Annotated in this window: 18 protein-coding genes and 1 pseudogene; 13 read left to right on the top strand and 6 right to left on the bottom strand. The window is 64.9% G+C overall.

From position 1 onward, the window contains the following. Nucleotides 1-184: 184 nt before the first annotated feature. Both ACZY0Q_RS17430 and ACZY0Q_RS17425 read right to left on the bottom strand, forming a co-directional pair. Nucleotides 185-1,633, bottom strand: a complete 1,449-nt coding sequence (locus ACZY0Q_RS17430) for an SLC13 family permease (protein WP_463918737.1) — start codon at nucleotides 1,631-1,633, stop codon at nucleotides 185-187. A 12-nt stretch (nucleotides 1,634-1,645) separates the two neighbouring features. Next, nucleotides 1,646-2,764 carry a PrpF domain-containing protein gene (locus ACZY0Q_RS17425; RefSeq protein ID WP_463918736.1) on the bottom strand — a complete coding sequence of 373 codons (1,119 nt, stop codon included), beginning with the start codon at nucleotides 2,762-2,764 and terminating at the stop codon, nucleotides 1,646-1,648. Between the two features lie 240 nt (nucleotides 2,765-3,004). Here ACZY0Q_RS17425 and ACZY0Q_RS17420 point away from each other — a divergent pair, with 240 nt between their 5' ends. Then, the gene (locus ACZY0Q_RS17420) at nucleotides 3,005-3,943 is read left to right on the top strand and encodes a LysR substrate-binding domain-containing protein (RefSeq protein WP_463918735.1); all 939 of its coding nucleotides are present in this window, start codon (nucleotides 3,005-3,007) and stop codon (nucleotides 3,941-3,943) included. A 61-nt stretch (nucleotides 3,944-4,004) separates the two neighbouring features. Here ACZY0Q_RS17420 and ACZY0Q_RS17415 read toward each other — a convergent pair whose 3' ends face one another. Then, on the bottom strand, nucleotides 4,005-5,516 hold the full coding sequence (locus ACZY0Q_RS17415; RefSeq protein WP_463918734.1) for an MFS transporter: 1,512 nt from the start codon (nucleotides 5,514-5,516) through the stop codon (nucleotides 4,005-4,007). Nucleotides 5,517-5,600: 84 nt separating this feature from the next. On the opposite strand from ACZY0Q_RS17415, the gene ACZY0Q_RS17410 reads away from it, so the two are divergent. From ACZY0Q_RS17410 to ACZY0Q_RS17370, 9 genes and pseudogenes are all read left to right on the top strand, one after another. Beyond that, nucleotides 5,601-5,984 (top strand): MarR family winged helix-turn-helix transcriptional regulator, encoded by a 384-nt coding sequence (locus tag ACZY0Q_RS17410; protein WP_463918733.1) that lies wholly within the window; start codon nucleotides 5,601-5,603, stop codon nucleotides 5,982-5,984. Between the two features lie 205 nt (nucleotides 5,985-6,189). Further along, entirely contained in the window at nucleotides 6,190-6,537 is a 348-nt protein-coding gene (locus ACZY0Q_RS17405; protein ID WP_463918732.1) for a hypothetical protein, read from the top strand. Nucleotides 6,538-6,616: 79 nt separating this feature from the next. Next, nucleotides 6,617-7,072: a nucleoside deaminase gene (locus ACZY0Q_RS17400; protein ID WP_463918731.1), complete on the top strand. Its 456-nt coding sequence runs from the start codon at nucleotides 6,617-6,619 to the stop codon at nucleotides 7,070-7,072. Nucleotides 7,073-7,196: 124 nt separating this feature from the next. Then, nucleotides 7,197-7,463: pseudogene (locus ACZY0Q_RS17395) on the top strand (TetR/AcrR family transcriptional regulator); the annotation flags it as partial. 210 nt (nucleotides 7,464-7,673) lie between these two features. Beyond that, entirely contained in the window at nucleotides 7,674-9,272 is a 1,599-nt protein-coding gene (locus ACZY0Q_RS17390) for a PucR family transcriptional regulator (protein WP_463918730.1), read from the top strand. Then, nucleotides 9,269-10,201: a glutaminase gene (locus ACZY0Q_RS17385; RefSeq protein WP_463918729.1), complete on the top strand. Its 933-nt coding sequence runs from the start codon at nucleotides 9,269-9,271 to the stop codon at nucleotides 10,199-10,201. The genes ACZY0Q_RS17390 and ACZY0Q_RS17385 overlap by 4 nt, the downstream gene beginning before the upstream one ends. 84 nt (nucleotides 10,202-10,285) lie before the next feature. Continuing rightward, complete coding sequence (locus ACZY0Q_RS17380) at nucleotides 10,286-11,803, top strand: amino acid permease (RefSeq protein WP_463918728.1); 1,518 nt, start codon at nucleotides 10,286-10,288, stop codon at nucleotides 11,801-11,803. A 54-nt stretch (nucleotides 11,804-11,857) separates the two neighbouring features. Further along, nucleotides 11,858-13,612, top strand: a complete 1,755-nt coding sequence (locus ACZY0Q_RS17375) for a thiamine pyrophosphate-dependent enzyme (RefSeq protein WP_463918727.1) — start codon at nucleotides 11,858-11,860, stop codon at nucleotides 13,610-13,612. Nucleotides 13,613-13,907: 295 nt separating this feature from the next. Further along, nucleotides 13,908-14,999 (top strand): SDR family oxidoreductase, encoded by a 1,092-nt coding sequence (locus ACZY0Q_RS17370; RefSeq protein WP_463918726.1) that lies wholly within the window; start codon nucleotides 13,908-13,910, stop codon nucleotides 14,997-14,999. 87 nt (nucleotides 15,000-15,086) lie between these two features. Here the strand turns inward: ACZY0Q_RS17370 and ACZY0Q_RS17365 are convergent, their stop codons facing one another. The 3 genes from ACZY0Q_RS17365 to ACZY0Q_RS17355 are packed head-to-tail and all read right to left on the bottom strand — an operon-like array spanning nucleotide 15,087 to nucleotide 16,441. Then, nucleotides 15,087-15,407, bottom strand: coding sequence for a DMT family transporter (locus ACZY0Q_RS17365; RefSeq protein ID WP_463918725.1), 321 nt, complete (start codon nucleotides 15,405-15,407; stop codon nucleotides 15,087-15,089). After that, nucleotides 15,404-15,772 (bottom strand): DMT family transporter, encoded by a 369-nt coding sequence (locus ACZY0Q_RS17360; protein WP_463918724.1) that lies wholly within the window; start codon nucleotides 15,770-15,772, stop codon nucleotides 15,404-15,406. The genes ACZY0Q_RS17365 and ACZY0Q_RS17360 overlap by 4 nt, the downstream gene beginning before the upstream one ends. 30 nt (nucleotides 15,773-15,802) lie before the next feature. Beyond that, nucleotides 15,803-16,441, bottom strand: coding sequence for an isochorismatase family protein (locus ACZY0Q_RS17355; protein ID WP_463918723.1), 639 nt, complete (start codon nucleotides 16,439-16,441; stop codon nucleotides 15,803-15,805). A gap of 135 nt (nucleotides 16,442-16,576) precedes the next feature. Here ACZY0Q_RS17355 and ACZY0Q_RS17350 point away from each other — a divergent pair, with 135 nt between their 5' ends. From ACZY0Q_RS17350 to ACZY0Q_RS17340, 3 genes are all read left to right on the top strand, one after another. Next, nucleotides 16,577-17,527 (top strand): GlxA family transcriptional regulator, encoded by a 951-nt coding sequence (locus ACZY0Q_RS17350; RefSeq protein ID WP_463918722.1) that lies wholly within the window; start codon nucleotides 16,577-16,579, stop codon nucleotides 17,525-17,527. Between the two features lie 781 nt (nucleotides 17,528-18,308). Beyond that, nucleotides 18,309-20,057: an ABC transporter ATP-binding protein gene (locus ACZY0Q_RS17345; RefSeq protein WP_463918721.1), complete on the top strand. Its 1,749-nt coding sequence runs from the start codon at nucleotides 18,309-18,311 to the stop codon at nucleotides 20,055-20,057. Beyond that, a complete protein-coding gene (locus ACZY0Q_RS17340; protein ID WP_463918720.1) occupies nucleotides 20,054-22,108 on the top strand; it encodes an ABC transporter ATP-binding protein in 2,055 nt (684 codons plus the stop codon). Before ACZY0Q_RS17345 ends, ACZY0Q_RS17340 begins: the two co-directional genes overlap by 4 nt. Nucleotides 22,109-22,353 lie beyond the last annotated feature (245 nt).

Below are 22,353 nucleotides of genomic sequence, written 5' to 3'. Positions count from 1 at the left end.
TTCACACAAGATTTCGGCGACCCGGCCATTTTCGACCTTTGCGTCCGCGTGGATTCGGTAAATTGATCTCGGTTTCGGTCCCCCCACGAAACCCCGGAAGCCCCCGCGCTCGAGTTCAACTCGCGTGGGGGCTTCCAACCAAAGGGGTTCGTCCGCGGACAGGTTTACGTCGGGGCGCGACGGGCTACATGATGCCGGTGGGTACCAGCAGGGCCCAGGCCAGCGCGGGGGCCACCAGCACCACTCCGCCGGCGTACGTCATCAGCTGCTTGTAAACGCGCTGACGGTCGTTTTCGCGGGCGTTGGCGACAATGAGGGCGCCGTCGGTGGAGAAAGGCGAAACATCCACGACGGTTGCGGCGATGGCAAGCGCCGCGACAGTTCCCGAGGCGCTCAGCGAACTGGACGCCAGGAGGGGGCCGGCCAGGGGAATGAATGCGGTCAGCAGTGCTGTGGAGGAGGCGAAGGCTGAGCCGACGCCGATGACGTAGCAGAGGACAAGGGCGATCAGCAGGGGCGCCCCCAGTGCCAGGGCATGCTCGGCGAGTGTGTCGATGACGCCCACGTGCTGGAGCAGGGAGACGTAGGTGATCATGCCGGCCACCAGGAGGACGGTGGACCAGGAGACGCCGCCGATGAAGGTCCGGTGTTCCTTGATGTTGATCAGGGCCAGGAGGAGGCCGGCGGAGAGGGCGACGAAGCCGATCGGCATGTGGAAGCCCAGGGTGCAGACGAGCATCGCAACGATCAGCAGAAGGGTGAGGATTTGCTGGCCGTGCGGGCGGCTGGTGCGGGGTGCGTCAAGGCCGAGGTGCTGGGCGCCTTCGCCGTCTTTCAGTTTGCCCAGGAGGGCGAACAGTGCGACGGTCAGGGCCGAGAGGATGAGATTGAGGGCGAAGCTTGCGGCGAAGAGCCCGCCTTGGGAGATGGGGAAATCATTTTCCAGTGCGATGTCGTGGACCAGGACGCCGGCAACAGACAGGGGGGAAAACCCGCCTGCGTGGGCGCCGTTGATGATGAAGGCACCCATGAGTACGGGGTGGATGCGTGATTCGTAGGCGAAGCCGATGGCTGCAGGTGCCAGAAGGGCGACGGCGGCGGGGGAGAAGGTGCCCAACGAAGTCAGTGCGGCGGCCATGAGGAAGAACACCCAGGGGAGCAGCAGTGTCTTGCCCCGAACGAGGCGCACGCAGGTCTGCACGATGATGTCGATGGTCCCGTTTCGCTGGGCCATGCTGAAGAAGTAGGTGACACCGATGATGGTCAGGACGATGCTGGCGGGGAATTCCTTGAGGATCTCTTTGTCGCTCATTCCGAGCATGAAGTACCCGACGCCGAACGACGCCACCAGCCCCATCACCCCGATGTTCAGTGGCCATTTCGTGGCGACGACGAACATCACGACGAGGATGACCAGTGGGATGATCTGTGTTGCGGTCATGGTCGGCTCCGATTCCGGGGCGGCTGCCGGGTTGAAGATGGCACCCCCGAACACGAGGGTGACCAGACCCAGGATCGCGATCGCGGCTGCCGATATCAGAAGGATACGGCGGCGGCGATTGGGACGCTTGGCGGGGACTTCCGGGGTGTCGCTCTCTGCTTTGGGAGCAGGCTGGTAAATAGTCTTAGTCATGATCTTGGCTCCTCATTGAGTGGCTGATGCTAGTGAGGCTTCGACGGCGGTGCCGAGGGCCTCCGGGAGGTGGATGATGGTGGTGGCGATGGTGCGGGCTGTTCGGTCGACGCCGACCAGCAGGGACCCGTCGCGTTCCTCGCTCCAGGTCTCGATCACCCCGGCAGGAGTGCGTAGCCTCAGGATGGCCCGCGGTGCGTCGCCTGTGATGCTGTTGAGCACGGTGCCCCGGGTGCGGGCAGCGAGCGTCAGGGCGATGCTGCCGGTGATGGCCAGGGCGGGGTGGGGCTTGCCCATCGAGAGCATCATGACGTTGACGTCGCAGTCCGGGTCCAAGGGGGTAGGGGCTGCAACGATCGCGAGCTTGGGGATGGCGCGGGCTGCTTCGGCGGTGGTTGGTGCCAGCCCCATCCGCACGGCAGCCTGACGACGGATGTGTTCCAACGTTTCCAGCTGCAGTTCCACCCCGGCAACCCAGCTGTCGTACCGGGCCGGGTCCAGGCCAAGTTCTTCAGCGCGGACCATCACCACCGGAGCTCCTGCGTCGACCATTGATACCGTCCAGCGTGTTCCGCCTGCGGTTATGGTGTCGGTTGCGGCGCCGGTGGGCAGCAGCTTTCCAGTGGTCTTGCCGGCTGGATCCTGGAAGCCAAGCCCGACCCGGTAGCCGGGAAACGCAACCCCGGGCATCTGCGCATCCGGAACGATGGGCAGGGCCCCTGCGGGAGTGGCCACGCGCTGAACGATGATCTGCCCGGTGTTGGTGTTGCGGGTGATGATCCGGGTGACGTCTCCGTGGGGGACCACCCACCCCTTTTCGATCGCGTAGAGTCCCACAACCGCGGAGCAATTCCCGCAGTTGCTGCCCCAGTCCACTGCTGCCTCTTCGATGCCGACCTGGGCGAAGGTGAACTCCACGTCCACATCCTCCTCGGACGGTCGGCGGAGGATCATGGCTTTGCTGGTTGTCGATGTTGCCCCGCCGACACCATCAATCTGCCGGGGGTCCGGACTTCCGAACAACCGGGGGAGTAACTCGTCCAGGCTGGTGCGGGCCTGGTCCAGGTGCTCGGTTTCGAAGACCCAGCACTTGCTGGTGCCTCCGCGCATCCATTCAGCTTCTATCTTCATCGTGTTTCCCACATCTCTTCCTGCCACGCATATTTTCGAGGGCCTGGTAAAAGAATGAGCCGGATCACAAATGAAGACAATGTTCAATAATTGAGGGGGGATGTAGAAATACTTAACTCATGGGCAGCGGAGACTCCCAGCTCCATTTTTGAGTCCAGCACCGCCGGGAAACGGCCCCGGCATGGCGCCGATTCACTCGCACCTGCATAGAATGAACCAAACAGATGGAAGGCTGAAGCTTTGCTTAACGATGAAGGCCAAGATTTATTCGACATCCGACGGCTGGCCCTCCTTGTGGAGGTCGTCGAGCAGGGATCGATCACCGGTGCGGCCGAGTTGATGATGTACAGCCCGTCCGCAGTGTCCCAGCAGCTGCGGAAGCTCGAACAGGAAGTCGGGCAGCCCCTGCTCAACCGCCGCTCCCGTGGAGTTGCGCCCAGCGAGGCCGGCCAGGTGTTGGCCGGCCACGCCCGCAAGATCATCGGACAGATGCGGGCAGCCCAGTCCGACCTGGATCAGATCGCTGGACTCAGACGCGGCTCCTTGACCATAGGTACATTCCCCACGCTCGCCGGATCATTTCTGCCCGTGGTGATCCGCGCCTTTAAGAAGCGATATCCGGCTATTGGCCTGTCGGTGCGCAGTGCGCGCTTTGACGAACTTGTGTCGGACCTCGAGTCCGGGGTCACCGGCCTGTGCCTGCTCTGGGACTATCCCTGGAATCGGTTCCACGACGATGCAATCCGGGTAACAGAAGTCTTCCAGGAGAGCACAGTGATCCTGGTGGCCCGTGGCCACCCACTCGCGGACCGGGATGAGGTGAGGATGGAGGACCTACGAAAGGAGTCCTGGATAGTTCGGGCGGAGGCCCACCCGGTGGTCGAGGTCCTGCAACGCTCAGCCCACGATGCCGGGTTCGAGCCGACCATTGGCTTCCTGGCCAACGACTACCAAGAGGCTCAGGCCATGGTCAGTGTCGGAATGGGCGTGGCCATGGTGCCCAAAACTGCAGTGGCCCTCCAGCACCCCGATGTCAGGGTAATAAGTCTCGGTGCTGCCGCGCCCATGCGGCGGGTATTGCTGGCCCAGCGCCAAGACAAGGTCTACGCCCCGGCGGAGGTCGCTTTCCAATCCACCCTCTTGGAAATCGCCCGCGAACATGTCGGCGATTACCTCTAGGCCTGGGCCGATGGCCAGTTCGGCGGCGAGATGGAGGAGTGGACGCTGGCTTCGGCAGCTCCTACGGACGCCCGTCGGTTACCACTGCCGGCTGTCGCCCTTTGCCCAGCGATAGCTTGGGTGTCGCGGCAACGAGGAGGGCGGCCACGGCCACCGCGGCGCTCAGGATCAGGCCCGGCCGGTACTGTTCCAGCATCGCGGCCGCATCGACGGCGGCACCTGGGGCGGACGCATTGCCATGACCGCTCACCATTGCCGTGGTGACGGCCAGCACCAGGGCGGCACCGACTTGCGTGCTGGTCTGGATCAGGCCTGCGGCAAGACCTTGCTCGGAATCACGGATGCCCGCGGTGGCCTGGACGTTGATGGACGGGAAAGCCAGGGCGAAACCGACCCCCAGCAACAGCACGGACGGCAGAATGTCGGTCACGTAATTGGGCGAGGTGCCAACGCGAAGGAACAACACGTACCCGAGCGTCAGTGACGCCAGTCCAGTCAGGATCAGCCGAGGGGTGCCGAATCTCTCGATGAGCCGGTCTGCGAAGGGAGCGCTCGAGGCTACCAGCAGGCCGGTCGGGAGCAGAGCCAGCGCCATGCCTAGGGGGCTCCATCCCAGCACGGACTGCAGGTACAGCGTCAGGATGAACTGGAAACTCAGGTAGGAGCCGAACAGCCCCACGGCACTGAGGTTGGCCCTGGCAACCCAGCCTTCCTTGAGGATGCTGAACCGGATCAGGGGGTGCTTGACGCGGGTTTCGATCACGCCGAACGCTGCAAGCACCGCGGTGGAGGCCACGAACCCGGCGATAGTTGCCACAGATCCCCAGCCGTTCCCCGGCGCCGCTACCAGCGTGTACACCAGCCCCAGCATGCCGCCCGCGAGCGTGATGGCGCCCCAGATGTCATGCCCGCTCTCTTGCTCCCCGTCGGCATTTTTGCCTGCGGCCTGGCCTGCGGCTCCGTCCCGGGGGATGTACTTCAGCCCGAGGATCACAACGATCACTGCCACCGGAACGGAGACCAGGAAGGTCCAGCGCCAGCTCAGGGCAGTCATGAGGCCACCCACCACCAGGCCGAGGGAGAATCCGCTGGCGCCGAACGTGGTGAAGATGGACAAGGCGCGGTTGCGTTCGCGCCCTTCAGCGAAGTTCGTGGTGATGATGGAGAAGGCAGCGGGAGCCGTGAATGCGGCGGCCAAGCCCTTCACGAAACGGGTGGCGATCAGCAGGGCCGGGTCATCCACCAGCCCGCCGAGCAGGGATGCTGCGGCGAAGACGCTGAGTGCGATGAGGAAGATTTTCCGACGACCGAGTAGGTCCGCCATGCGTCCGCCCAGCAGGAGCAGGCTTCCATAGCCGAGCACGTAGGCGGAGACGATCCACTGGAGGGATTCGGTGCCGAGATGAAGTTCGTTGCCGATTGAAGGCAGGGCCACACCGACCATTGATACGTCCAGTGCATCAAGTGCCAGGACGGTGCACAGGACCAGGAGGAGCATCCACTGTGCACGGGTCCAGCGCACGGCGGTCAGCCGGCCTCCGGCTGATCTTTCAAGGGTGGAAGTTGAAGTCATAAGAACAACTTATATGACGCGTCATTGAATGACAAGGAATATTATGACGTGGACTTTTAATTGGTCATGAATTAGAATCGCTGCATGGCAAAACCGCAGGACCGCCAGTTGGTTGAGCAATGGCGCAGCATCCAAACCACGTACTTCAACACTGCGGGGGCGCTCGAGCGTGCGCTGGAATCGAAGTTCGGCATCGGCCTGACGGAGTTTGAAATCCTGGACCTCGTCGCCGAAAGCACGGACGCGGCATGCCGCATGAAGCAACTCGGTGAGCGCACACCCATGACGCAGAGCGCCATGTCCAAGGTGGTGGACCGGCTCGACAAAGCCGGACTGATCTCCCGCCAGTCCTGCGAAGATGACCGGCGCTCACTGTTCCTGGAACTCACCGACGCCGGCCGCGCGCTCCACCGACAAGCCGCCGTCGAACACCGCGCCCTACTCAGGGAAAACCTGGGCAAAGACTAACCGTCAGCGCTTGCCGTCCTGGCCGGTCTCTTCCTCATCCGAGGTTCGCGATGCCAGGCACGCAAGCAGGCCACGCTTCTTATCTCGGCGGCTGCTGTGTAGTGTCTGACCTAATAGACAGACTTGTCCAGTCTGGTGGTCCTCAGAGACCTTATTCCGCTCAGCGACCGGGAGAATTCCTTCGCAAGTCATAGAAGGCCGCACCGTGGAACCGTTCACCAATTCCAATACCCCACCTCTGTCCATCGCCCAGGTCGATTGGACCATCGCCGGAGAACACGAGCCGGAGTCACCCGCGTCCAAACGGGCGGCTGCTGACCTGTTAACCATGCAGGAGGCGCTGCTAGCCGCAGTGACTACCCGCGTCGGCGAGGTCGAGGCCGCTGAGTGGGCCCTTGACCAGGCAAAAGCCGCGTGCGAGGTGCAGATTGAGGCCGCCCTGGCTGCCGGGGTGCCGGCTGACAAAGTCATGGCGGCGGCAGGCGAACTGGCGTCCCCGCCCGAATTCGTAGAAGACGTAGAAGACAGGGAACCAGTGCCCGCCGAGGGCTAACGCACCCCTGCGCTCGCTGGTGCTCTACTCTGCCCGGACTCCCTGTCCGCCACAGGGACTAGTTCTCTAGACTGCACCCATGTCCGAAACTGAACGAACCATCACAGACCCCGCCTTCGAAGCTGCCTATGAGGCCGCACAAAAGAGCCTCCGAGAGGGCGGCATCCCGATCGGTGCTGCATTAGCCCGCGGCGGGGTGGTCATTGCCAGCGGCCACAACGAGCGTGTCCAGCATGGCGATCCAATCGCCCATGGCGAGATGTCTGCGTTGCGGGCTGCCGGACGCCAGAAGAGCTACCGGGACACAACCCTCTACACCACGCTGGCGCCGTGTGCGATGTGTACCGGGACCATCATCCAATTCAAGATTCCGCGCGTGGTGGTGGGCGAGGCCGAGACGTTCCCCGGCGAATTCGACCTTCTCCGCTCACGCGGCGTCGAAGTGGTGGTGTTGAATGATGCCCGATGCGTTGAGATGATGCGCACCTTCCAGGACGAACACCCAGAACTATGGGCAGAAGACATCGCCGAGTAGCACATCTGGCTGGAAGTTCAGTCGACCGGGCGGTCAGCAGCCGCAGGACCGGCGAACGATGAGCCCTGCGGGGCATCTCGAGGCGCCTCATCCAGGACAGGGCCGGCCAATGGCTGATGATGGCAGGGCTGACATCGGTACGGGGACTCTATTCCTGTACGCCAAAACCAAGGGCGAGTTGCTCCTGCTCGTGCAGAACTCCAGCTACGCCGACGCGCTCGCGGAGGGTAAAACGGCCGCCGGGGCCATCCCCGATGTGTTCGAGGCAGTGATGGCGATCGTTCGCCCGGTGGTGGAGTGCAACCGCAAGCAGATCGACAACGGCCGGACCTATCTTCGAGAGATCGTGTTCGGCGACCCCGAGGAACCCCACCACCGCGATGCCCTCGCCGAGATCTCAGAGCACGTGGGCGTCCTGGTCTCCCGCCACTAGGAATTACTCATCGGGGCCATACAGGTCCCCGCACCGTAGAAACTTGGTCAGCCACCCGAAAAGCTGCCACTGCATTTGGGTTCCTTTCCATATTTTGGGGGCGCCTGGCTGGATAGCATGAGGTGACCGGACAGAGCCGTCCGGCCAGCTCTACGCAGAAGGATGCCCATGGCAGCGGTTACGGTGGACGATATCCTCTCGGATCTCCCCCTGGGTTTCGCCAGCCTCATCCTCAGGCCAGCCCCGGCCGGCTCTGCGATCGACCGGTTCCTGATCGTGGATGCGGATGATGAAACGCCCGACGGCGGCGCGGCCTTTGTCCTGCTGATCGGCGTCCGCGGCCGCTCGGCTTTGCCCGCGCTGCGGCGGCTCCTGAAGAACCCTCCGCCGGTGGTGGCCGTCAAGGGAAGACGTGAAGAGCTCGGCGAAGCTGAAGAGCTGCTGCGCGAAGCCGGCACAGGCCTGCTCCTGGTGGATCCGGGGGCTGACTGGGACCGGCTGCTGTCCATCGCCAAGGACCGCATCCAGCCGCGCAGCTACCAGAGTGAAGTGCTGACGCTGCTGGAAGAGGACCTGTTTGCCATCGCCCAGACCACTGCCAGGCTCACATCCAGCCATGTGCTCATCGAAGACGCCGCCAACAAGGTCCTGGCGTACTCCACCGTTTCGAACGACATCGACGAGCTGCGCAAGGCCTCCATCCTGGCCCGGCGTGGTCCGCGTAAATACGAGCTGCTGCTGAAGGACCTGGGAGCCTACCGTGAACTGCACCGGACCCGGCTGCCGGTGCGGGTACCGGCCCGGCCCCAGGACGGGCTGCGGGAACGGGTGGCCATCACGCTGTTCGCCGGCGACCGGATCATGGGCTACATCTGGCTGCAGGAAACCGGTGACGGCTTCGGCCCGGACGTTGATTATGTGCTGAAAGGGTCTGCTGCCCGGGCCTCCGCCGAGCTGATCCGTCACCGCAACCAGCAGTCTGTGCATATGCGCGAGGACCGCATTGTGCGGATCCTGTCAGGTTCGGCGGAAGCCGCGGCCAGTGCCCACAGCGAGAAGATCTCCGCCGAGCGCCCGGCCGCACTGATCCTGATAGGAATGCCCGTTTCCGAAGCCCAGGCCGACGACGCAGCACTGAAGCACGGCGAACTTGCCAACCTGGCATCCATCCACGCGGCCGCCTACAAGCCGTCCGCCGTCGTGGGCCAGTTCAAGGGCGACACCGCCGTCATTGTCCCCGGCCTGCAGTCAACCTCGGCGGAGCCCGGGTTGCGGAGCCTGGCGGAGTCCATCGTTCGGGATGCCGGCAAGCATCTCGGCATCAGCCCGTTCGCCGCCGTCGGTCCGGTAGTCCCGGACCTGCTGTCCCTGCACTCAACCACCCGTATCACCGAGGCCCTGTTGAGGTGTGTGGGCACGTCTCCGGACCGGGGTGTTGCCACGGTGGACGAGTTCGAGGGAGAGATCCTCTTCCGCGAGGCGGTCCAGAATTTCACCTCCTCCACGTTCCGCCACCGCGGTCTTTCCGCCCTGCTGCGGCAGGACACCGAACTCGCGGAAACCCTGCACGCGTACTTTGATGCCTCACTCGATGTGGCCGAGTGCGCCAGCAGGATGGGGCTGCACAAGAACACCGTCTATTACCGGATCAGCAAGGCATCCCGGGCCACCGGGCTGGACTTCGGCAACCCGCGCGACTCGCTGGTGGCCCTGCTCCACATCCAGGAATGGGCCAGCACACCTAAAGAACAACTGGGCAGGAAATGACCACAACACTCAAAGCACCGCCGCTGGACCGGATACTGGACGACGTCGTCCGCAACCACAGGCCACAGCGGGAAACCGGGTCGGTCCCGGCCAACATCCCCCTCCTGGCAGAGGTACCCTTCAGCAGGTTCGGAATCGCCGTCGCCACCACGTCCGGTGAGGTGTTCAGTTCCGGCGATGCCGACGTCCCGTTTTCCATCCAGAGCATCTCCAAGGTGTTCACGCTGGCAATGGCGCTTCGAGGCGACAGCTCAGGAAAACTGTGGTCCCGGGTGCTGCGCGAACCGTCCGGGACCTCGTTCAACTCCCTGGTCCAGCTGGAGGTGGAGCATGGCATCCCGCGAAACCCGTTCATCAACGCCGGCGCCCTGGTGGTCACCGATCACCTGATGGAAGAAACGTCCGACGCCGCCACCCAGGTGTTGCGGTTCCTCACCACCCAGGCGGCCAGCACCGGGCCCTTCATCGATGAGGCCGCCGCTGCCAGCGAGCTTTCCAGCAGCAGCCGCAACCTGGCGTTGGCGCACTTCCTGAAGGGCTTCGGCAACCTGGGGCAGGCCGCGGAATCCGTGGTGGAAAACTACGTCCGCCAATGTTCCATCATGATGTCCTGCGTGGAACTCGCCAAAGCGGGACTCTTCCTCGCCCGCGACGGCCAGGGAACGCTCGGAACTGTGGTGTCCCGCAGCGACGCGAAACGCATCGGCTCCATCATGCTGACGTGCGGGATGTACGACGCCGCGGGCGAGTTCGCCTACCGGGTGGGACTTCCCGGGAAAAGCGGTGTGGGCGGCGGGATCCTGGTGATCGTTCCAGGTGTTGGTGCCATCTGCGTCTGGAGCCCGCGGCTGGACGCCAAAGGAAACTCCCTTGCCGGTACCGCGGCTCTCGCCGACCTTTCCGACCGCACCGGCTGGTCTGTTTTTTAACCGGTTTTCTTGCCCGTCGGGGCGCACGCCCCACAACTTCTTTCCCATCCCAGCAGGATCTTCTCCGTATCGAAAGGATCAACCATGCCCAACCCCAATGACGAGGTTGTACTGAAACAAATCGACGGCGGCCATGCGCATGCCTCCGAGTCCGCCTTGCATGCCGAGGATAAGGGGTATCACAAGAACCTCAAACCGCGGCAGATCCAGATGATCGCGATCGGTGGTGCGATCGGGACCGGTCTGTTCCTCGGCGCTGGCGGACGCCTCAACGCCGCGGGCCCGTCGCTGGTCATCGCCTACGCCGTCTGCGGTTTCTTCGCGTTCCTCATCCTCCGGGCCCTGGGCGAACTCGTCCTGCACCGGCCCTCCTCGGGCTCGTTCGTTTCCTACGCCCGGGAATTCTTCGGCGAGAAGGCCGCGTTCGTGTCCGGCTGGTTCTACTGGATCAACTGGGCCACCACCACCATCGTGGACATCACCGCCGCCGCCCTCTACATGAACTTCTTCGGCCACTACATCCCCTGGATGGCGGCCGTCCCGCAGTGGGCCTGGGCCCTGATCGCCCTCCTCGTGGTCCTGGCCCTGAACCTCGTCTCGGTGAAGGTCTTCGGTGAACTCGAGTTCTGGTTCGCCATCATCAAAGTCGCAGCCCTGGTCGTCTTCCTCATCGTGGGCACCTACTTCGTCATCTTCGGCACCCCCGTGGACGGCCAGCAAGTAGGCCTCAGCCTCCTCTCGGACAACGGCGGAATCTTCCCCAACGGCCTGCTCCCCATGATCATCCTCATGCAGGGCGTCCTGTTCGCCTACGCCTCCATTGAACTCGTAGGCACCGCCGCCGGCGAGACCGAAAACCCGGAAAAAATCATGCCCAAAGCCATCAACTCCGTGGTCTTCCGCATCGCCGTTTTCTACGTCGGCTCCGTCATCCTCCTCGCCCTCCTCCTCCCGTACACCTCCTACGAAAAGGGCGTCAGCCCGTTCGTGACATTCTTCGGCTCCATCGGCATCCAGGGCGTGGACGTCATCATGAACCTCGTTGTCCTCACCGCCGCACTCTCCTCCCTCAACGCCGGCCTCTACTCCACCGGCCGCATCCTTCGCTCCATGTCCGTCAACGGCTCCGCCCCCAAATTCGCCGGCCGCATGAACAAAGCCGGCGTCCCCTACGGCGGCATCGCCATCACCGCCGGAGTATCCCTCCTCGGCGTCCCCCTGAACTACCTCGTCCCCGCCCAAGCCTTCGAAATCGTCCTCAACGTCGCCTCCGTCGGCATCATCATGACCTGGGCCACCATCGTGCTCTGCCAAATCCAACTCCACCGCTGGGCCAACAAAGGCTGGCTCAAACGCCCGTCCTTCCGGATGTTCGGCGCCCCCTACACCGGCTACCTCTCCCTGCTCTTCCTGGCGAGCGTGCTGGTCATGGTCTTCATCGACTCACCCCTCACCATGCTCGTCACCGCCATCGCCTGCGTCCTCATGGTCTTCGGCTGGTACGCCTGCCGGGCACGCATCCGCGAAATCGCCGAAACCCGCGACGGCTACAGCGGCACAGCACCCGTCATCGCCAACGCACCCGCCGACACCTTCAGATAACCCCGCACCATCCACTACCAACGCCAAACCAGTCCAAACAGCCAAAGAAAGCCCATGACAACGGAAACCGAAGCAACCCTGACCGCATCCCACACCCTGCCCGTCGCCGTCGGGAATTCCGACCACGGCTCCCGGCCGTCAATCCATTCGGAGGTGCCGCAGGCCGGCACCGGCCAGGCACTGAAATCAGCCGGGCACATGATTGTTGATTCGCTGGTGGCCCATGGTGTGGATCGCACCTATGTGGTCCCCGGCGAGAGCTTCCTCGATGTGCTGGACGGCCTGCACACATCGGACATTGAGACCATCGTCTGCCGGCACGAGGGCGGGGCCGCGTACATGGCCGAGGCCGACGGGAAAATGAACCAGCGCCCCGGCATAGCGATGGTGACCCGGGGGCCCGGCGCGGCCAACGCGCATGTGGGGCTGCACACCGCATGGCAGGACTCCACCCCCATGCTGCTGTTTGTTGGCCTCATCCCCTTCGCGCACCGGGACCGCGAGGCGTTCCAGGAGTTCGACATCAAGGCCTGGTTCGATACGGGCGCGAAGCGCGTGATGGTCCTTGACCACCCGGAGCGGGCGTCCGAGATCGTGGCCGAGGCGATGTTTGCGGCCATGAGCGGGCGGCCGGGCCCTGTGGTGGTGGGGCTGCCGGAGGACATCATCCGGCAGCAGATTGACCCGGCGATTCACCCCGTCATTCCGGTGGCAGCCGGCGGGATGAGCAGCACCGACGCCGCCGCCCTGCAGGCTGCGCTGGCAGAATCCCGCAAGCCGCTCTTTGTCACCGGCGGCAACGACTGGACGCAGGAGGCAGCGGACCAGCTGACGGGATGGCTGGAACGGCACCATATCCCGGCGGCAGCTGAATGGCGGACGCAGGGAACGGTCTCCTTCGATTCCCCCTCCTATGTGGGCCCCATTGGCTACGGCCGCCCCCGCCCCACCTACGACCTGCTGGAGGAAACGGACCTGCTGGTGTTTGTGGGGACTGTTCCGGGCGATGTGATTACGGACGGATTCCTCTGCCGGCAGGACTGGAACAAGAAGAACTTCCTGGTCACTGTGGACCCCTCCCTCCGTGGCCGGTCGGGACCTGTTTCGCGGCAAATCCTGGCCAAGCCGGAGGCCTTTGTCCGCGACCTGGTGGGCCTCGACCTGCCGGTGAAGGAAGAGTGGAAGGCATGGACGGACCGGATGCGGGGCGAGCAGGACAGGTTCGCCGCGTTACCCCCGGCGGCGCCGGCAGCGGGACAGGCGAGGATGGACACCTTGATGGCGAACCTGGTGCCCAGGCTGCCCGAGGATTCAATGGTGACATTCGGCGCGGGCGAGCACACCAACTGGGCCCACCGCTATTTCCCCACCCGCCGCTACGCCTCCATGATCAGCGCCCGCAACGGCTCAATGGGCTACTCGGTCCCTTCGGCCATCGCGGCGTCACTGGCTGAACCCGGGCGCCGTGTGGTCACCATCGCCGGGGACGGGGAGTTCCTCATGAACGGCCAGGAGCTGGCCACCGCGGCCCAGTATGGGGCCACGCCGCTGGTGATCGTTATGGACAACCAGGAATACGGCACCATCCGCACCCACCAGGAGCGGCACTACCCGTCACGCGTGTCCGGGACGCAGCTGAAGAATCCGGACTTCGGCCTGATGGCCCGGGCCTTCGGCGGTTTCGGCATCACTGTCACCGAGGACTGTGACGTTCCGGCGGCACTGGACGCCGCCCTGGCGGCCATCGACGACGACGGCGTCTTCGCGCTGATCCATCTCATTGTGGAGCAGCGCGTTAAGGCTTACTGAGCCAGGTGCTGACGGGACGCGGTCGATGGCGGGACATCCCGCCGTCGTCCGCTGTCTTTTTGTGGGCGATCACTACGGCATTTTGTGTGGCGGTGAAGATCCTTGGCAGTGGCGCTGCCCAGCCGGGCGTCGAGTTCGACGGCGGGTGGCGGAATATCTGCCGGATGCTGCGGCTTGTCAATAGGGGGCCCCCGTCGGCACGACGCCCCGCCGCGACACATCGCGCGGGCCCCTCCAGAACATGGAACCCTGCCGACGCGAGCGCATTCACGCAGCACACACCAGAAGGAGCACCATGACTACCGGCGTAGGAACAGCAGCGGCCAACGGACGGACGGCACTCGTCGTAGGAGCCACCGGCATCGCGGGCTCCGCCCTGGTGGACACCCTGATTGGCGAGGGATGGGCCGTCCTTGCCCTGTCCCGCAGGCCCGGCCCCGAGCGCGCCGGAGTCAAGTGGCTCTCCGCAGACCTGACCTCGGCTGCCTCACTGGCCGCTGTGCTTGGCCCGGAGAACCCCTCGCATGTCTTTTTCACCGCCTGGTCGCGGCAGGCCACCGAGGAGGAGAATATCGCCGTCAACGCCGGCATGGTGCGTGACCTCCTCGCAGCCCTCCGTGGCAAGGACGTGGCCCACGTTGCCCTGATGACCGGCCTCAAGCACTACCTCGGACCGTTCGAGGCCTACGCCGCCGGAGAGATGCCGGACACGCCCTTCCACGAGGAGGAGCCGCGCCTTCCTGTGAGGAACTTCTACTACGCGCAGGAGGACGAGCTCTGGGCAGCGGCGGCGGAGCAGGGGTTCACCTGGTCCGTGCACCGCGCCCACACCGTGATCGGGCATGCGGTGGGCAACGCCATGAACATGGGCCTCACCCTTGCCGCGCAGGCGACCCTGTGCCGGGAAAACGGGGAACCGTTCGTGTTCCCCGGGTCCGAAACGCAGTGGAACGGGCTGACTGACATGACGGAGGCAGGCCTGCTCGCCGAACACATGCTCTGGGCCTCCACCACCCCCGCAGCCGCCAACGAAGCATTCAACATCGTCAACGGCGACGTGTTCCGCTGGCGCTGGATGTGGCCCAAACTCGCAGCGTACTTCGGTGTGGAATGGGAGGGGTACCAGGGGGAGCCCCGCCCCCTCGAGCAGTCCATGGCAGGGCGGGAAGACCAGTGGCGTGAGCTTGCCGGGCGCCATAACCTCAGCGAACCGGAGCTGGACCGCGTGGCATCCTGGTGGCACACGGACGGTGACCTGGGGCGCGGCATCGAGGTGGTGACGGACATGGGCAAGAGCCGAGATGCCGGCTTCACGGGATACCGGCGGACGCTCGACGCCTTCACAACACTCTTTGACCGCTACCGCGCCGAGAACCTGATTCCCTGATCGCGGCGCTCGACGTCAGGCAGCAGTCACGCCGAGTCCCGAACAGCGCCCGGCCGGATTCACCGGCCGGGCATTCTCGTTGGCTGCTTAGTGGACCGCCCCAAGCTCGATGAGCAGGACGCCGCCTATGATGAGGCCGAGCCCCAACATCATCACGGGGGTGATCCGTTCCTTGAAGAAGACGCGGCTTCCCACGGCGGTCAGGGCGACGCCGGCAGCTGCCCAGGTGCCGTACGCAACTCCCAGGCTCATTCCCTCCTTGAGGGTCAGGGTGAGCAGGGTAAACGCCAGGAAATACCCGACGCCGACCGGTACGTACCAGCGGCGCTTGCCGGTGGAAGCGACACGGAGCAGCAGGGTTGCGCTCACCTCGGTGAGGATGGCCTCGGTCAGCAGAAGCCACATCATGGGTTGGCCATTTCCCTGGCCGGCTCTTCGGCCGGCGTCTCGGCCGGTGGGTGGTGCGAGCCGAGTTCAACGCAGAGGACTCCGCCGATGACCATAATCACGCCTGCCAGCATGACGGGGGTCAGCGTTTCGCCGAAGATGAGGGCCGCCAGCAGCACCGTGAGGGTGACGCCCAGCGCCGCCCAGATGCCGTAGGCGACGCCCAGACCAAGGCCCTGGCGGAGGACCCCGGCAAGGAAACCGAACGAAGCGGTGTAACCCAGGACCACCACAATAAAGAAGGCAGGGTTGTCCAGGGCAGCCTTCAAGGCAAGGGACGCGGTCACCTCACTGAGGATCGCGCCTGCCAGAAGAATCCACGTCATTTAATACGTCCTGGAAAATCGTTGGGGTGGTTATGCCTGGGCTACCAGCCCGGAGCCGGCCACTGCCGAACTGCCGAGGTCACTGCCCGTCAGGGCCTGCCCGCTGTCCAGCGCGTCAGTCCACTGAGAAGTATCCGCTACCGCTGCCCAGTTTGAGTTCAGCAGGGCCAGGAGGGTGGTGTGGACCGTCTTCGCATCAGCGAAACCGGCGTCGTTGGCGAGGTTGATGGCGCCGGTGGCATCCGAGAGGACCTCGGTGCTGAAGCCGAGGACCTCTGCCTCCACGGCTGAGGCGAGCACGCAGTTGTTGGTCATGTAGCCCACCAGGGTGACCGTGTCGACGTCGTGCTCCCGCAGCCAGCCGGCGAGGTCCGTGTCCGCATAAACGGACCCGTACTGCTTGACCACTGACTTCCAGGCGTCCGTTTTTCGGCCTTCGATCTCCGGGTGCAGGTCGAACTCCGGCGTGCCGGGCGCAAAGACCGGCGCACCAACGCCGGCGGAATGCTGGATCACGGCGATGGGAATGCCGGCGACGGTGGCGGCGTCCACTGCCCGGGCGATCATGGGAAGCGATTCCTGGTGGGGCGGGTACTGGATCTCGAGCGGGCCGCCGAAGTACTGCTGCTGGAGGTCGATGAGGATGAGGGCGCGGCGGGGGCTGGTCATGGTGGTGGTTCTCCCTGGTGGTTTATGGGCCGCCGGTTGGCGACCGTTCCAGTCTTCCTGCTGCCGGCGAAGGCCAACAGTGGCACGAAGGCAGATATACGATGGAATCGGGCCAATGGCAGGAAGAGGTGCAGCATGAAGATTGCGGTGTACGCCTTCGACGGGGCGACGATGTTCCACCTTGCCGTACCGCAGATGGTGTTTGACGAGGTGGCCCGCCAGGGCCTTGCCAACTGGAAGACCGTGCTCTTTGCTGACGAGGCAGGCGGGATAACAACCGCTGAGGGCTACCGGCTGGGCGAGGTAAAAGGGCCCGAGGCAGCGGAGAAGGCGGACATCGTGGTGGTGCCCTCATGGTTCGACGACGGTCGCATGCTCACTGATGCGCTGCGGCGGGTGCTGCAAAGGGCGCACGTCCGGGGCGTGCCGATTCTGGGACTGTGCCTGGGTGCGATCCCGGTGGCGGACGCGGGGCTGCTCGCGGGGCGCCGGGCCGTCACGCACTGGCAGGCGTTCGATTCCCTGGCGGCACGGCACCCCGATGTCCCGCTGGACCAGTCCGTGCTCTATATCGACCATGGCGACGTCATGACCTCGGCCGGCACTGCTTCTGCACTGGACGCCTGCCTGCACGTGGTGCGTTCCCGGCTGGGGGCGGATGCTGCGAACAAGGTGGCACGCAGCCTGGTCATTGCTCCCCACCGGGACGGCGGCCAGGCGCAGTACATCGACCGGCCGGTCCCGCCGCGCGCCACGGATGACCCCATCTCGCGACTTTTGGAATGGGCGCTGGGCCGCCTGGGCGAACCCCTCACCATCGACCGGCTCGCTGCCCAGGCGCATCTGAGCCGCCGCACCTTCGTGCGGTCCTTCCGGGCCGCAACAGGTACAACGCCGGCAGCCTGGATCCGTGCGCGCCGCCTCGATGCAGCGCGGCGGCTTCTCGAGACCACCGACCTGCCGGTGGACCAGATCTCCGCCGCCTGCGGGTTCGGCAATGCCGTCACCCTGCGCCAGAACTTCGCGGACGCCTTCGGCACGACGCCCACGGAGTACAGACGGCGGTTTGACGCGCGGGTTAGGTGAGGGGGCTAGCGGGACGCGTACGGTCCATCTGAGTTCTGACATGCCCTGTAACGCTCAGAAGTTCGTGCAGCAATCTTCAACCCATCTTTAGCTCTTCCGGACGCTGGGTGCGATCATGCCTGATGGCGCTAAACCGAAACCCGGCCGTTGATTCGTTCCTTGATTCGCTTGATCATCCAATGAAGCCCACCATTGAGCGCTTACGGTTGGCTGTCTTGAACGCGGATGATGGAATCACGGAGCGGATCAAATGGAAGGCGCCGAGCTTCTGTTTCAATGCCGTTGATCGGGTCACGTTTAACCTTCGGCCCCTGCATCACGTGTAGCTAATTTTTCACCGCGGCGCCAAGACCCCCAACGACACCTTGCGCTTTGATGCCTCGAAGTGGAGCGGCTTGTTGGAGATGATCGGAGGAGACTGCGGCCACGTGATCCTTCAAAGCCCGGAGGCTGCCATGGCTCGCCAAGAGGACGTCATTGCGCTGGTCCGGGAGTGGGTCCGGGCCTAAACCCAAGCCAAGCTGGCGCAGGGGACGGGCGGGATCGGGCATGGGCTTCCTTCAGCATCGGGGGGCGGCTGCTTCCCGGCGTATGCCCCGGCGCCTCCGCCACCCCATGCTGCTGACTTTGCATTGCGTGGCAGGAACCCCCGGCCAAAGCCGCACTACGCTGTGGGAGAACCGGCCGAATTTCTCCCCTCTGCCCCGGCCGAACTCCCAGCCTCCGGACGTAAACTGACCTTCGCACCACGTCACGTGAGCCCCGAGTCAGGGAGCCGCTTTTGCTCTGGAAACTGCTTGTTGAATACCTGCGGCCGCACCGGCAGCTGCTGATCGCCGTCGTGATTTTCCAGCTGGCGCAGTCCATCGCGTCGCTGTACCTGCCCACGCTGAACGCGGACATCATCGATGAGGGAGTGGCCAAGGGGGACACCGGTGTCATCCTGAACCTGGGGGGTCTGATGCTGGGCATCACGCTGCTGCAGATCGTGTGCTCGGTGATCGCCGTGTACTTCGGGGCGAAGGCGGCCATGGGCGTGGGCCGGGACCTGCGCGGCGCCATCTTCACGCGGGTGGGGGAGTTCTCCGAGCAGGAGGTCACGAAGTTCGGCGCGCCCAGCCTGATCACCCGGTCCACGAACGACGTCCAGCAGATACAGCAGCTGGTGCTGATGGCCGCCACCATGATGGTGGCTGCGCCCATGCTGGCCATCGGCGGCGTGATCATGGCCGTCCGGCAGGACGTGCAGCTGTCCTGGCTGATCGCCGTCGCCGTGCCCGTGCTCATGATCGGCGTGGGGCTCATCATCATCCGGATGGTGCCGCTGTTCCGGAAGATGCAGAAGCGGATCGACACGGTGAACCGGGTGCTCCGCGAGCAGCTCACCGGCATCCGCGTGGTGCGCGCGTTCGTCCGTGAGGACATCGAGACCGCCCGTTTTGCCCAGGCCAACGAGGACGTCACGGACACCGCGCTGCGTGCCGGCCGGCTGATGGCGCTCGCGTTCCCCGTGGTGATGCTGGTGCTGAACGTGTCCAGCGTGGCGGTGATCTGGTTCGGCTCGTTCCGGATCGAGGACGGCTCCATGCAGGTGGGCACCCTCATCGCGTTCCTGAGCTACCTGATGCAGATCCTGATGTCCGTCATGATGGCCACGTTCATGGCGGTGATGATCCCGCGTGCCGCTGTCTCGGCCGACCGGATCGGCGAGGTGCTGGGCACCGAGTCGAGCGTCCGGCCGCCGCTGAAACCCGTGAGCAGCGCGATTTCGTCCGACGGGCACCGCCGCGGGCAGCTGGAAATGCGCGACGTCGGATTCGCCTACCCGGGTGCCGACCAGCCCGTCCTCTCCGGGATCAGCTTCACCGCCAAGGCGGGGCAGACGACGGCGATCATCGGCAGCACCGGCGCTGGCAAGACCACCCTGGTGAACCTCATGCCGCGGCTGTTCGACGCCACCACCGGCGCGGTCCGGATGGATGGCGTGGACGTGCGCGAGCTGCACCCGGACCTGCTCTGGGGGCACATCGGCCTGGTGCCGCAGCGGCCCTACCTGTTCAGCGGCACCGTCCGCAGCAACCTGCAGTACGGCAAACCGGACGCCACCGACGACGAGTGCTGGGCCGCGCTGGAGATTGCCCAGGCCCGCGACTTCGTGGAGGAGATGGAGGGCGGGCTGGACGCGCCCATCTCCCAGGGAGGCACCAACGTCTCCGGCGGGCAGCGGCAGCGGCTGGCCATCGCACGGGCCCTGGTGAAACGGCCCGAGCTGTACATCTTCGACGACTCCTTCTCCTCGCTGGACACCGGCACCGACGCCCGCCTGCGGCAGGCCCTCAAGCGCAGCACCGCCGGCGCCACCCTGGTGATCATCGCCCAGCGCGTCTCCAGCATCGTGGACGCGGACCAGATCCTAGTGCTCGACGACGGCAGGATCGTGGCGCGCGGAACGAACCGCGAGCTGCTGGAGACGTCCGAAACGTACCGGGAGATTGTGTCCTCCCAGCTGGCAGCGGAGGAAACGGTATGAGCACGCAGAACCGGCCGACGTCGGGCGCTCCCCACGGGGCCTCCCCCCACTCAGCCGCCCCGGGCGGAACCGCAGCGGCCTCGAAAACCGGGACTGCCGACGTCGTCCGCATTCCCCGTCCGGCGGGCGGACCGGGACGCGGCGGACCGTTCGGGGGGATGAACATCCCGGCGGAGAAGGCGATGAACTTCGGGCCGTCGGCCAAGCGGCTGCTGGGGACACTGCGGCCGGAACGGGCCTGGCTGCTGCTGGTGCTGGTGATGGGCGTAGCCAGCGTGACGCTCTCGGTGATCGGGCCGCGGCTGCTGGGGGAGGGCACCAACCTCATTTTCGCCGGGGTGGTCTCCAAGCAGCTGCCCGCCGGGGTGAGCAAGGCGGAGTTGATCGCGCAGCTGCGCGCCGCGGGGGAGAACCAGAAGGCGGACATGCTCACTCCCATGGCGCTGACGCCGGGGCAGGGGATCGACTTCGCGGCGCTGGGAAGCGTGCTGATGTGGGCGCTGGTGCTGTATGTGCTGGCGTCGGCGTTTATGTGGGTGCAGGCGTATGTGCTGAACGGGGTGGTGCAGCGGACGGTGTTCGGACTGCGCGAGGAGATCGAGGCGAAGATCCACCGGCTGCCGCTGCGGTACTTCGATTCGATCCAGCGCGGCGAGCTGCTGAGCCGGGTCACCAACGACGTGGACAACATCTCCCAAAGCCTGCAGCAGTCCATCAGCCAGGCGGTCACGTCGGTGCTCACCGTGGTGGGCGTGCTGGTGATGATGGTCATCCTCTCGCCCACGCTGGCTTTGATCGCGCTGGTGACCGTGCCGCTGACGCTGGGGATCACGGCGCTGATCGCCAAGCGCTCGCAGAAGCTGTTTGTGGCGCAGTGGAAGCACACGGGGGAGCTGAACGGGCAGATCGAGGAGACGTACACCGGGCATGCGCTGGTGAAAGTGTTCGGCCGGCAGCGCGAGGTGGAGGAACGGTTCCGGCAGAAGAACGTGGAGCTGTACGACGCGAGCTTCGGCGCGCAGTTCATTTCCGGGCTGATCATGCCGGCCATGACGTTCATCGGAAACCTGGTGTATGTGGGGATCGCGGTGGTGGGCGGCCTGCAGGTGGCGTCCGGGGCCATGCAGCTGGGCGACGTGCAGGCGTTCATCCAGTACTCGAGGCAGTTCACCATGCCGCTGGCGCAGCTGGGGTCGATGGCGAACCTGCTGCAGTCCGGGGTGGCGTCCGCGGAGCGGGTGTTCTCGCTGTTGGATGAGGACGAGGAGTCTGCTGAGCCTGCTGCTTCGTCTGGTCCTGTTTTTGGGCGGGGGCGGCTGGTATTCGAGGACGTTTCGTTCTCGTACTCGCCGGACAAGCCGCTGATCTCTTCTTTGTCCCTGGTGGCTGAGCCGGGGCAGACCGTGGCGATTGTCGGGCCGACCGGCGCGGGCAAGACCACGCTGGTGAACCTGATGATGCGGTTCTACGAGCTGGATGCCGGGCGGATAACGCTCGACGGCGTGGACGTCACCTCAGTCTCCCGGCGCGAGCTGCGCTCGCGGCTGGGCATGGTGCTGCAGGATACGTGGCTGTTCGGCGGGACCATCCGGGACAACATCGCGTACGGGCGGCCTTCGGCTTCGGAAGACGAGATTTTGGAGGCGGCGCGGGCGACGTACGTGGACCGGTTCGTGCGGTCGCTGCCGGAGGGGTACGACACGGTGCTGGAGGACGAGGGCTCCAATGTGTCAGCGGGTGAGAAGCAGCTGCTGACCATTGCGCGGGCGTTCCTGGCCCGGCCGTCGGTGCTGATCCTCGACGAGGCGACGTCCTCGGTGGACACCCGGACTGAGGTGCTGGTGCAGAAGGCGATGAGTGCGCTGCGGTCAGACCGGACTTCATTTGTGATTGCGCACCGCCTGTCCACGATCCGCGACGCCGACCTCATCCTGGTGATGGAGGCCGGCCAGATCGTGGAGCAGGGCACGCACGCTTCGTTGTTGGCCGCGGGCGGGGCTTATGCGCGGCTGTACGAGGCGCAGTTCGCGGCTCCTGTGGCGGAGGTTTGAGGCAACGCACAAATGGGACATTCTCACCACGTCTGCTTCGACCTGCTGTTCTTTCAGCTGGACCAACGGCTACTTAGCCATCGGGCTTGAAACTCTCAGGTTTCCGGCCCAGAGTGCCAGCAAGTTGAACTTCCACGTCGCTCTGATCGATGACAGGCTGCACCGGGACGATCACAATGAACCATCGGCATCCTGGAACTTCGGCACCAAGAAAAGATCGCAGCGTCAGATCCAGCCTGGGGGCG

The sequence above is a fragment of the Pseudarthrobacter lactosi genome, from assembly GCF_055412785.1.
Note: the sequence above shows the minus strand (reverse complement) of the source record. Positions and strands in the feature narration are given on the sequence as shown.